The sequence below is a fragment of the Clostridium chromiireducens genome (genome assembly GCF_003575225.1).
Lineage (GTDB): Bacteria > Bacillota > Clostridia > Clostridiales > Clostridiaceae > Clostridium > Clostridium chromiireducens.
This window is the reverse complement of the sequence record NZ_QXDJ01000007.1, coordinates 1-12,874: the sequence shown is the minus strand read 5'-3', so window position 1 is coordinate 12,874 and position 12,874 is coordinate 1. Positions and strand designations below refer to the sequence as shown.

10 protein-coding genes, 1 tRNA gene and 1 rRNA gene are annotated in these 12,874 nt (G+C 30.2%); 1 reads left to right on the top strand and 11 read right to left on the bottom strand.

Annotated elements, in window-relative coordinates; genetic code table 11:
• The first annotated feature begins 127 nt into the window (after positions 1-127).
• The gene (locus D2A34_RS22110; protein WP_119367962.1) at positions 128-1,999 is read left to right on the top strand and encodes an LTA synthase family protein; all 1,872 of its coding nucleotides are present in this window, start codon (positions 128-130) and stop codon (positions 1,997-1,999) included.
• A 194-nt stretch (positions 2,000-2,193) separates the two neighbouring features.
• On the opposite strand, the gene D2A34_RS22105 is transcribed toward D2A34_RS22110, so the two are convergent.
• From D2A34_RS22105 to D2A34_RS22055, 11 genes are all read right to left on the bottom strand, one after another.
• Complete coding sequence (locus tag D2A34_RS22105) at positions 2,194-3,318, bottom strand: ABC transporter permease (protein ID WP_119367961.1); 1,125 nt, start codon at positions 3,316-3,318, stop codon at positions 2,194-2,196.
• Positions 3,311-4,459 (bottom strand): ABC transporter permease, encoded by a 1,149-nt coding sequence (locus D2A34_RS22100; protein ID WP_079442089.1) that lies wholly within the window; start codon positions 4,457-4,459, stop codon positions 3,311-3,313. Before D2A34_RS22100 ends, D2A34_RS22105 begins: the two co-directional genes overlap by 8 nt.
• 94 nt (positions 4,460-4,553) lie before the next feature.
• A complete protein-coding gene (locus D2A34_RS22095; RefSeq protein WP_079442088.1) occupies positions 4,554-5,483 on the bottom strand; it encodes an ABC transporter ATP-binding protein in 930 nt (309 codons plus the stop codon).
• 173 nt (positions 5,484-5,656) lie between these two features.
• Positions 5,657-6,277 carry a response regulator transcription factor gene (locus D2A34_RS22090; protein ID WP_079442087.1) on the bottom strand — a complete coding sequence of 207 codons (621 nt, stop codon included), beginning with the start codon at positions 6,275-6,277 and terminating at the stop codon, positions 5,657-5,659.
• The gene (locus D2A34_RS22085; RefSeq protein ID WP_079442086.1) at positions 6,274-7,383 is read right to left on the bottom strand and encodes a sensor histidine kinase; all 1,110 of its coding nucleotides are present in this window, start codon (positions 7,381-7,383) and stop codon (positions 6,274-6,276) included. Before D2A34_RS22085 ends, D2A34_RS22090 begins: the two co-directional genes overlap by 4 nt.
• A 12-nt stretch (positions 7,384-7,395) precedes the next feature.
• Positions 7,396-8,205 carry a putative ABC transporter permease gene (locus D2A34_RS22080; protein WP_079442085.1) on the bottom strand — a complete coding sequence of 270 codons (810 nt, stop codon included), beginning with the start codon at positions 8,203-8,205 and terminating at the stop codon, positions 7,396-7,398.
• Between the two features lie 148 nt (positions 8,206-8,353).
• Entirely contained in the window at positions 8,354-9,697 is a 1,344-nt protein-coding gene (locus D2A34_RS22075) for a TldD/PmbA family protein (RefSeq protein ID WP_119367960.1), read from the bottom strand.
• Positions 9,698-9,699: 2 nt separating this feature from the next.
• Positions 9,700-11,085: a TldD/PmbA family protein gene (locus tag D2A34_RS22070; RefSeq protein WP_079442083.1), complete on the bottom strand. Its 1,386-nt coding sequence runs from the start codon at positions 11,083-11,085 to the stop codon at positions 9,700-9,702.
• 396 nt (positions 11,086-11,481) lie between these two features.
• Positions 11,482-12,423 carry a polysaccharide deacetylase family protein gene (locus tag D2A34_RS22065; protein ID WP_119367959.1) on the bottom strand — a complete coding sequence of 314 codons (942 nt, stop codon included), beginning with the start codon at positions 12,421-12,423 and terminating at the stop codon, positions 11,482-11,484.
• Between the two features lie 199 nt (positions 12,424-12,622).
• Positions 12,623-12,697: transfer RNA gene (locus tag D2A34_RS22060), tRNA-Asn, on the bottom strand.
• A 71-nt stretch (positions 12,698-12,768) separates the two neighbouring features.
• Positions 12,769-12,874, bottom strand: a 23S ribosomal RNA gene (locus tag D2A34_RS22055); the annotation flags it as partial.

Sequence of the window (12,874 nt, the reverse complement as noted above, 5' to 3'; positions counted from 1 at the left end):
ATCACCTCACTTTTATAAATATTTCATTTACCTTTTAATTACTCTTATATCATTAATTTATATTTGTTTAATTTATAAATTTATGTATACTATATAATGTAGTCATATATTGAATTGAGGTGAAATAATGAGTTCTTTTAACTCTATAATTAATAATTTTTTGAAACGTAATTTAAATAAAGATACGATCATAAGACTTATCTTATTTTTAATCCCTGTTGCTTCTATAGTATTAAAAGGGATTATTTTTCAAGGTTTTGCGTCTAATAAAAATCCATATGCTCTTGATTTTTTTAATGGTTATCAGGCCGCTGATCCTTTTATAAATTATTACATAGCTTTTTCTTTAGTATTCTTCAGCTTCTCTTTTTTATTTAAAGGGACAGGCAGAATAATATACACTTTCACTATGGATCTTTTTTTAACGTTATTAATATTAACTGATATTTGGTATTTTAGAGGCTTTCTAACTGTACCATCTGCATTAATATTAACACAAACAGCTAATTTAGATAATATGTCTGGAAGTATACTATCTATGACCAGTAATTTAGATTTTATATTTTTACTTGATTTTATACTATTGGCAATATATGTATTCATAGCAAGAAAGTCCTTTTCGAAAAATCACGGACGAGCTATAAAAACTTTTTTATGTACTTCTATTTTACCAATATTGTTTATAATTTATGTTCCCATTAGTATAAATGTGTTTAATAACAAAGATGTTCATAATGCTTATTTATTTAGTAATTATGATAAATCAAATACAGCTAAATACTTTTCTCCTGTCGGATATCATATCATTGATTGCTATACTGTATACCGTGATTCTAAGCCATATAAATTGACAGATCAGGATAAGGCCGACATAAAAGAATTATTTGAAACTAAAAAAGAAGACTTGCCTAACAATGAGTACTTTGGTATTGAAAAAGGCAAAAACTTAATATATATTCAAGTTGAATCTTTAGAAAGTTTTGTTATTGGTAAAAAAATAAATGGTAAAGAGATTACTCCTAACTTAAATAAATTAATTCAAACGTCTTTGTATTTTCCTAATACTTTCGAGCAGGTTAATGAAGGGACAAGTTCTGATGCTGACTTAATGGTTAATACTTCTATGTTGCCATTAAGACAAGGAAGTACTTTCTTTAGATACCCTAATACTAACTATAACTCTCTACCTAATTTATTAGAAAAAGAAGGCTATAGTACTACTGCAATTCACCCTGATAAAGGTTCATTCTGGAATTATGCGAATGGATTAATCGGTATTGGTTTTGATAAGTTTAGTGATTATTATTCATTCAATGTAGATGAGCAAATCGGACTTGGTATTAGTGATCAAAGATATTTTGAACAAGTTGTCCCTATGCTAAAACAGCAAAAGTCGCCTTTTTACTCAGAAACAGTAACTTTATCAAGTCATGGACCATTTGATATTCCTGAAAAATATAGAGAACTTGGGCTTGATCCAGAGTTAAATGCAAGTAAGCTTGGAGGGTATTTTGAAAGTGTTCACTATACAGATAAACAAATAGGACATTTCATTGATTTACTCACTAAAGAAGGCTTACTAGAAAATAGCTTAATAGTTATAATGGGTGATCATACTGGCGTTCATAAATATTATGATGATACTATTGGTCAATTATCTCATAAAGAAGATTGGTATTTAAATACTGGAAATCCTACTGTTCCGTTTATAATTTATGATCCATCTTCTAAACAAGGAAAAACATTTGATAAAATGTATAACGGACAAATTGATGTAATGCCAACTTTGTTATACTTACTTGGAGTTGAAAAGGATAAATATGAAAATAGTGCTCTAGGGCGAAATCTATTAAATACAAACAAATCCTTTGCTGTAATAACTAATGGAACTCTTAAAGGTGGAGAAAACCTTACTGATAAAGAGAAAGAGATTTATAAAAAATCACTTGAGATTTCAGATAAAATGATTCGTGCAAACTACGCACATAATGTTAGTTAAGCATATATAAGATATCTAAAGGGAGTAAATTCTTATCGTAAAAGAATTTACTCCCTTCCTAGTATTGTATATATTTCATATTATAAAAGAAGTTTGTGATTTATTAAATTCATAATCCTTCTGTTAAATTTTACATCATGTTTAGCTAATGCATCATCTTTCTTATCTTTATTCATATCACTGTCAATATCAACTTAACCATTTTCTTTAACTAATACAATCTTGTTCTGAGTAAAAAAAGCACTCAACAATAAAAACAGAATTGATAATACAAGTATTCCACCTATTATAGGTAAAATTGACACAAATCCGTTTCCTGCCTGTAATTTCTCTATGGCCATAAAAATCCATCTTGGTGGAAGAGCATCGCCGATTTTCTGTAATCCCTTACTCATCATTCCATAATCCCAAAAAGCACCGCTTAACATGAACACAGGCACAGTTAATGCTGAATTGATAATGGTGAAAACTGATTTATTTTTTACTATTGACGCTATCATTATACTATAAGTAATAGCTAATAAAGACATTAACAGTGCTAGAAATAACAAAATTATAGTGTTATTGAAGCCAAATTCATAATCAAGTATCTTGCATACAGCATAATATTCTATTGATGGTACCGCTGTGAAAAGAAAGAATACAATGCACTGGCTAAAGTAATATTGTCTCTCACTAATATTTCCCATAAGAACTCTTCCCTTTGTACCTTCTTTTTCATCTTCTAAGATAAATCTACAATTTCCTGATGCTGTAATAAATAATAAATAAAATATTATTCCTAACGAAGATAATATACTTGGTTTTATATCTCTACTATTTAATACCTCATACTCCGGTCTTGCTTCTCTATATGTCTTTATAACTTTATCTATACCGCTATCCTCTACATTTATATTATTTGATATCTTAGCTAGAGCAGCTACTTCACTTTCTAGGAAACTTTTAATAACAGCTTCTGTGTCATTATTCGAAATTGATTGATAGGAAATCTCCCCCTTTTCTCCTTTTATAATATTATCTGTAAATAGCTTATCTATTTTAATTACCATTTCGTATTTGTGATAGACCAGATCTTGTACATAGTCCTCACTCTTAACTTCTACCTTACTTACTCCATCAAGCTTTGATAATTTTTCTTCTATTTCTCTACCAAAAGCTCCACTATCCTCATTTATAACTGCAAGTTTTATACTTGAATTACCATCTTCTATACCTGTAAAAGCAAAAATTAATGCAATGGGAAGAAAGAAGGTCGTAATTAAAAAGCTTTTTCTCTTTAACAAGATTTTTGCAACATTTATTATTATTCTAATCATTTGCAATGCCCTCCTTATTTTTTAAGATCCCAAAGTATGCAATTAGACATAAAGCTGACAAAACTAAGGGTACTATCATTGCGATGAAGTATGCATTCGATTTTATTCCACATAGTAAACTACCTATTGCTATGTTAATCCAATACACTGGGCTAATACATAATAGCTTACTTATCGGTCCCATTCCAACCATTACACTAAGTGGGGTATATGCTCCGCCTAAGAAGCACATTACTACTATAGCTACCTGTACTATGCCTGTAACCGTAGTATCATTTTTTGCGATAATTCCAACAAGGGCTCCCACTACAGAAACAAAGACTCCAAATACAAAGAACATACTCATGAACTTAAGCGTATTGATGCCCCAATTTACATCTAATACGTAGGTAGAATAGATATATATTAACAAAACTTGTAAAACAGATATTGTCACTCCGACAATAACCTTTGCTCCTATTAATGAGCTTTCTCTCATTTTAGATAGTCTTATTCTATTAATTGTTGTGAGTTGTTTTTCTTTATATACAGACTCACCTACTATGCCTGCGATATACAAAATAATCATGGCCAGTTCTGCGAACGTATAATATTCTGATGAAGTTATATCACGAGCTTCACCAATATTCTCTTTGACAACATACTCGCCATATTTGTTCTGTACTAAATTTTCAAAAGCCTTTGGATTATATTCTCCTATAGTATCAAAAGCTGCATATTCATTTAGAATTGATTCAAATATTCCTCTAAATATCTTTGTTTTAATCTTTTCCCCGTTCTTTGAGGAATAGAGGTTAAAACCACTATTATTAACTTCAATATGAACTAAAGCATTATACTTATCAACTTCATCTTTAACCCCATCCAAAGACGGAGTCTCCTCGAATTTGATATTAACTGCTTTTTCAACACCTTCTTTAAATTCTAAAAAACCATGCTCATATCTCGTTTCACCATTAATTGTATAATAGACCTTTGAAAATTCATTTCCAGAACCAAAAATATCTCCTGAAGCCATTAAATTTTTGAGACCCACACTCAAAGTTGTAATTAAAATTATTGGAAATATAAACATAAAAACTAAAGTTTTTTTAGATCTTAACATCTGCTTAAATTCCTTTTTTAACATTGCTAAAAACATATTAATCCCCCATTAGCTGAAAATTTAAACTTTCTAACTCTAACTTATATAATTGAATAACCTTTACTTTTTTTAAATATTTAACTTTGTAACGCTATTCTCTAAGCTTTTTACCCGTTAAGGCTAGAAAAACTGCTTCAAGGCTAGGCTCTTCATTAGCTATATTCTTTATATCTCCCCCATTATCCGAAATAACAGTTACCAAATTCGATATTAAATTGCTACTTTTCAATGTAGTAATCTTATATTGGTTATCTGAGAACGCTACTTTTTCGACTCCCGTAACTTCCTTAATAATACTTTCTAAGCCATTTATTTTCTTTGCTACAGATATATTTAAGGTATTCTTATCTCCAATTAAATTTTTTAGTTCTTCACTCGTACCCTCTGCAATAATATGACCTTTATCAATAATAGCAATTCTATCACAAATATCATCAACTTCCTGCATATAGTGAGAAGTATATATTATTGTAGCGCCTTCATCTCTAAGTTTTAAAACTGATTCTAAAATATGATTTCTAGATTGTGGATCTATTCCAACTGTAGGTTCATCCATTATTATAAGCCTAGGTGAATGAGCTATGGCACATCCGATATTAAGCCTTCGCTTCATACCACCTGAAAATTCTGAAACCTTTTTATTTCTCACATCTGTAAGCCCTACAAATTCTAATGTTTTAGCTGTTCTATACTTAAGATCTTGTCCTTTAAATCCATATAAGGAGCAAAAGAAACTAATATTTTCTTCAGCAGTCAAATCCCAATATAAAGCAAAATCCTGCGGTACTATTCCAATGTTTTCTTTCCACTTTCTTATCTTATTAGTTTCTTCTTCGTAGGTTATCTCACCTGAAGTTTTTGTGATCAATCCACATATCATACCAATCGTCGTGCTTTTACCTGCTCCATTTGGTCCAAGGATTCCATAAATCTGACCTTTTTCAATTATTAAATCTATTCCATCAACAGCTACCTGATTCCCATAATCCTTATAAAGCTTTTTAATTTCTAACATTCTCATTAATAATTACCTCCAAATTACTCTTTAACGAATGAATATATAGTCAAACACTATTTCAAACTTTTTATACATTCTTAGTCTCCATGATACAAGTATATAAAAAAAGGTGAATCTTCAATAGTTAGAAAACTCACCTTTTATATATTACATTTGTCATATTTCACTTTGTTCATTTATAAATTTCCTTTTAAATAATTAACAGCTAGTGCCGTTCTGTGTTCTAGTCCTGTTTTATTTAATATTGTTGTAATATAGTTTCTTATTGTACCTTCTGAAATAAATAATTTATTACTAATTTCCTTATTACTTAATCCTTCACTAATAGCTTTTATTATTTCTACTTCTCTATCCGTAAAATTATATTTCTTTATCTCTGGTTCGCTTTCTTTTACCCGAAGCTTGCCCAACACATTTTCATTCATTACAATGGTATTATTATAAACTGAGACTATTGAATTTGCTATTTGCTGTGGAGAATTATTCTTTAATATGTACCCTTTTGCTCCATATATGATTGCCTCATTTATATAATCTTCCTCATCGAAAGTCGTTAAAACTATGCATTTAGTTTTTGTGTTTTTTACAATTTCACGTACTGCCTCAACTCCATTAACAATAGGCATTCTTATATCTATCAACGCCACATCAACTTCATTTTCCAAACAAAAATCAATGCATTCTCTTCCATTAGCTGCGTCTCCAATTACCTCGATATCGCCCTTAAGTGGCAGAATAATTTTTAAACTTTCTCTAATCAAAGTATCATCATCGCATATTAATATCCTAATGCTCATTTTAGCTCCTCCAAATTAAAAATCATATTGATAACAAAACCATTGTCGCTATAATATTCTACTCTTCCTCCAAGCCCTTGAACTCTTTCCTCAATACCTCTAAGGCCTAATCCTTTATTTAATCTCTTATATCCATTCCCATCATCTCGAAACTCTATCCTTGCTATTTTGTTATATACAAAAATTGATATTGTAATTTCACTAGCCATTGAGTACTTAGCCGCATTAGTTAAAGCCTCATTAATATTCTCTTCTAATACCATCCATAACTTTAATATAAATTTATTTATATCGCCCTCTACTTTTAAACTTGTTTTTATACCTGTGCTATATTCAAATTTTAATAATTGTTCCTTTATTTTTTCTACTCCAATCACTCTATCCCTAGGCTTAACATTTCTTAAAATATTTCTTATTTCATCCATCCCTTCTCTTAGGTTTTCCATTGCTGTAAGTAAGTATTTGTTAGCAATATCATTATCCTTTCCTAATGTTTCTTTTGTTACTTCTAACTGCATAAGAGAACTTGTTATCCTGTGACCCAGATGATCATGAAGCTTTTGTGCCATGAAGTTTCTCTCTTTTAAGCTTATTACTATATTATTTTGTTCAATATATCTTTCTAAATTTCTCACCTTATTTTCCATTAGGTGGCTTTCATATCTTTGTCCTCTGTTAAATTCCTTCATTTCTAGCTCGTTTTCATATTTCTTTTTTAATTCATATAAATACAAGTTAACAATTATAATATACACGTACATATAAAACAAGTTTTCTCTTGATAAGTAACTCATTATTCCTATATTAATAACAATGCAAGCAAAGAGCCTTACTCTATTTTTAACTACTTTAAAAACTATTATTGGCAGAAAAAAACTAGTTCCTGAAAAACCCAAACTCTCAAAACTCAAAATGCCTATAAGTTGAAGTAAATTTATATATTTTTCACTAATCTTTAAGAAACCATTTAGAAACTCAAGAATTAAAATTCCAATTATACACGTTATTCTAATAATGATATCAACATCTTGATATCCTAAAATTATCAGATTTAATACTCCAAATAATGACATTATAACTATAAGCATCGATATACTTTTTCTCATTATTTATTCCTCTTATTTTCTTCTTAGCTTTTTTATCTCTTCTTTTAGTTTATCAAGAGAATATTGATGGTTTAAAGATTTTATATTTGGAAATGCTTTAATAATACGTTTATTAACAGATTTATCTTTTAATATTACACTTTCTAATTTAAGTTTTAATTTGTTGATTTGTTCCTTTGTATGCGCAAGTGCTTCATTATCCTGTCCAATTATTTCATCGATCCTACTTAAATTCTGCTGTAGAAGCCCCTTGTAGCTTTCACTCTTTTCCCTAATCTCTTCAAATAATGTACTCATTTCTTTTAATTTTCCACCCAATTGCATAACTCTTGCTGTAGTAATCATTGCATCTACTGCAAAATAAATAATCAGTATATTGCATGTCCATATTACAACATTTATTGAAAAACTTTTAGTAATATCTACTAAAATTGGATTTATTATTTCTATTGTAATAACTGATAATATACCAAATAGCGTTGAATTCAATAAACATACTCTTCCCTTTATATTGAATTTGTAATTTGAATAATCCCACCACTTAAGATGAAACATCGTTTCTAGTAAAAATCCTGTAATGTACTCTAATATACTTGTAAAGATCATTGCAGTTAAATACAACATTATAATATTATCTGAGAACGGTGATAATATTATAACAACTATAAGTGCTCCTGCGCCGTATATTGGGCAGAATGGACCTTTTAGAAACCCTCTATTTACATATTGTTTATCAATAATAGAGCAATAAGTAGTTTCACATATCCATCCTAAAAAGCTATAAATTATAAAATGAAAAAGATAAATATAGGTTATATTCATTACTCTTTAAACCACCTTAGCTTATTTATTGATATAATAATAATGAATAATTAAAGTTGAGATTTTCTATAACTATTTAACATTGCATCTATTTAGAAACTTTTATAGAATTTCGTCTCTAATTATTCATTATTCATAATACATCTAATTACTTTCCTGCTACTGAAAGTTCCTTTACAACAACAGAAGGACATCCTATGCTGCTCATTGGAAACTTCAAATCACTTCCCACGTCTTTTATATCCTTTAGCAATGTGAAAAAGTTTCCTGCAACTGTGATTTGTTCTACTGGAAAACTCTTTTTCCCATTTTCAATCATAAAACCTTTTGCAGCTAAAGAGAAATCTCCTGTTACAGCACTAGCCCCTGAATGTAATCCTGCAAAATCAGTAATGATAATCCCTTCCTTAACATCACTACAAAGCTCCTCAAAAGATTTTTTTCCTGGATTAATGTAGAAATTCGTTGGACTGACCCCTATAATTGAAGCATATGAACCTTTAAATCCATTACCAGTAGATTTAACACCAGCTTTATATGCAGTTTTTAGATTATATAATAATGTATTCAATTTTCCTTTAGATATTATTTCTTTTTTATAGGTTGCAACACCTTCATCATCAAAGGCTGTTGTTCCAAGCCCATCCTCTAAGTGTGGATCATCAACTAGAGTTACTATATCTGACGCTATAATTTCGCCTTCTTTTCCCTTTAATAACGATAATCCTTTTTGTGCTTGTTCAGCATTAAAAATTGATGAAAATGTTCCAAGTAGTGATACCATTGCCTCATTATTTATTATTATCTTATACTTACCTGATGAAATGCTTCTCCCACCAATTTTCGAAAGCGCCTCTTCAAGACCTTGCTTTGCTAAATCACTAGGCTTAATATCATTTGCCTTTTTAGCCATAACATATCCTGTTCCATCATATCTCTCATTATTTTCTTCTACTATTGGAACTACATAAGCAGTTAAACTATTTCTTTCACTTTTTAAGTTCAAACCTTTAGTGTTTATTATCCCATAAGTCCCCTTACCGTATCCAATTCCACACCCCTGAAAACTTACAACCTTGTCACATTGCTTCCTACATTCCTTTTCCATTTCCAGTGCAAGTGAAATTAGTTCATCCGGTTTTATACTATCCAATTCTTTTTTATAACAGTCCAATTTCTTATATTCTTTATCACCTTCATATATAAACTGCACATCGTCATTTTCTATAGCAAGCGCTGCCTCTTTTGCATTTTTAACAAGTGTATTTATCGCTTCTTCATCTAATATCTCAGTATAAGAATATCCCATCCTATTATTTATCTTTCCTCTAAAAGAAAGACCAAAGGAGTTATTTAATTTATATTTCTCAACTTCACCTTCATAAATATTTAAGTTTAAACTTTCAGAATCAGAGTAATATATTTCACATTCTTCAAATCCTGAATTTTTAGCCTCTTTAAATAATTCATCTTTAAATAAGTTAAAATCCATATCTATCTACCTCCAACAGTCATTTTCTTTACTCTAATCATAGGCTGCCCTACATTAGTAGGTATGCTTCCTGATGACGAGCCACACATACCTTGACCTACATCTAAGTTGTTTCCAACCATATCTATATCCATAAGTACTTGGCTGCCTTTACCTATAAGACTTGCTCCTCTTACTGGTTCTTGGATTACTCCATTTTTGACTAAGTATCCTTCTTGAACAGCAAAGTTAAACTCTCCAGTTACAGGATTAACTGAACCCCCACCTAATTTCTTAGCATATAACCCGTCTTCTATAGATTTAATAATATCATCTGTGTTATCATCTCCAGCTGCTATATAGGTATTAGTCATTCTCGAAGTTGGCTGGAACTTATAGCTTTGTCTTCTTGAACTTCCCGTAGACTCCATATTCATACGTCTTCCATTCAACTTATCGATCATATAGCCTTTTAAAATACCATTTTCAATTAAAATGTTCTTTTGTGTCTTATGGCCTTCGTCATCTATATTTAGTGATCCCCAAGCATTAGGCACTGTACCATCATCTATAGCTGTTACCTTTGTCGATGCTATTTGCTCTCCTAATTTATTTGCAAAAACTGAATTTCCCTTAGCTACAGCGCTTGCTTCTAATGAATGGCCACAAGCTTCGTGAAATATAACTCCGCCAAAACCATTATCTATTGCTACAGTCATATTGCCCGCAGGACAATTTTTAGCATGAAGCATTGTATGCGCTACTCTTGCTGCTTCCCTTCCATGATATTCGGGGTTTACACTTTCAAACATTTCAATCCCTGTATGTCTGCCCGGACCTTCAAATCCAGTCTGATTCTCATTTCCTTTTGATGCTATTGCACTTACTCCAAGCCTAGTTCTTATTCTTGTATCTTGAACATATAACCCTTCTGTATTGGCAATTAAAACATTCTGTTCTTTATCCCCATAATTTGCTATAACTTGTGATATTTCATTATTAAAATTCTTTGCTCCATTATAAGCACTTTTTAGAATAGCTATTTTTCTATCATAAGCAACAGCCTTAGGATAATAAATTATTGGATGTATTGTAGTGATACTCTTTTCATTTAGTACTATTGAATTACCTGCTTCCCCTTTTACATCTCCTAAAGCTAATGCAGCTCTATATGCAGTTTCTAAAAGACTGTTTAAATTATTATTATTTGTATAAGCATATACACTATTTAAACCTTTGAAAATTCTTATTCCTATTCCATATATTCTTCCACCTATAGCATCATCTACTTTACCATCAACTAAAGATATTGAATTATTAATTGAGTCTTCTTCAAATATTTCAGCAAAATCGCCTCCAGTTACTAAGCATTTTGCTAATACCTCGCTAACAATATTTTTTGATAACATTTTATTCCTCCTCTTTCTTATATAATATGATACAAAGTTAATTTTCACTAAGTATTATAACTCTATGCATCCCATTAACTGTTTTAACATATATTTTATCTGATAAATCCTTAATCATTTAAGTATATATTACTAGTTTACCATTAATTCTTTGTATTTCAATTAGAAGAAATAATTAGTTAATCTATCTTTTAAAATAACTAATACAACCATAAATATTAAGATTCATAATTTTATTTGTAGTAGCTTATATTCCGATTATTTATAATTTCCGTAAACTATCGCGTAGTATAACTAATTTGTTTTTAGATATAAAAATAGGCCATATTACCTCTAAGTAATATGGCCTATTTATAAGTGAATGTTACTATTATCTAATTATATTTATTTTATAAACTATTTCATAGTTCTAAACTCGTATCCCTGTTCCTTTAAATACTTGATTATCTCTGGTAAAGCTTTTGCAGTTTCCTCTTTACCATAAGTATCATGCATTAATATAATTCCTTTTTGTCTCCCAGACATAGTTTTTATAACTTCTTGCTTTAGCTGTTCAGCATTTTTTGGGGCACCTTCTGCATCTTTAGACAATGAATTCCAATCAACTTGGTGATAATCTTTATCGTGTAATGCCTTATCCATATCCCCCATGCCTTTAGCATCCTTACTCTTCCATGTCATATGGCCGCCTGGAAATCTTACAGCTCTTGTGGAAAAATCTTGACCTAAAACATCTTTTAACGCCTGATTTGTTTTCTCAAAGTCTGCCATGCAGTTATTTAAATCAATTTTCCCATGCGGATATAAATAATTATAATTATGTGAATAAGTATGATTTCCTATTGCATTTCCTTCACTTAATTCTCTTTTTACTAATTTTTTTGTAGTCTCACTCTCATTAACTGACTTTCCTACAAGAAAGAATGTTGCATGCACATTTTCTGCCTTAAGGGTATCTAATATTTGTGGTGTCACGGTTTCTGATGGTCCATCATCAAATGTTAAATAAACAACTTTTTTACCATCCGCTCCATCAGGCATTTGTCCTCTCATCTGTTGATCTAAATATTTTTCTACAAATGCTACATCATCGGCTACAGGATCATTCTTTAACGATTCTACAGTTGTACTTTCCTTATTATCTGAATTATTAGCTTCTGAATTTGTTCCCTTACTAGTATCGTCGAGAGCTTGTACTTCTTGTTTGCTTGCTGAAAATTTTTGGGCCATTACTGCGCTTCCTACAATAACAAATACACCCATTACAATAAATAAAATAATAGTTCTTGCTCTTTTAATATTTCTCATTTTACTATTATACCTATGATTATGCTTCATTTTTGTAATACCTCTTATGCTCCAATGATTTTTATTCTTTATTAATTAACACAACTAGTAATTTATTTTGAAAAATACTGCGTCACATCTATATATAGTATAAGTTTTTCATCCGTTTTATACAACAAAAAAAAGCCGATTTCTCGACCTTAAAATCTTAATTTTTTCATAATTTTTTATTTAATTTTAAATAAAAAAATGGCTCCGCGAAGAGGACTCGAACCTCCAACCTATCGGTTAACAGCCGAGTGCTCCACCATTGAGCTATCGCGGAACGTCATTCTTGAAAGAATTATGTTCTTTCAAAATTGCATATAAATTTTGATGTATTACAACTTGATTATATTGGTCAAGCCCTCGACCTATTAGTATCAGTCAGCTAAATATGTTACCATACTTACACCTCTGACCTATCAACCTTGTAGTCTTCAAGGGGTCTTACTAGCTTACG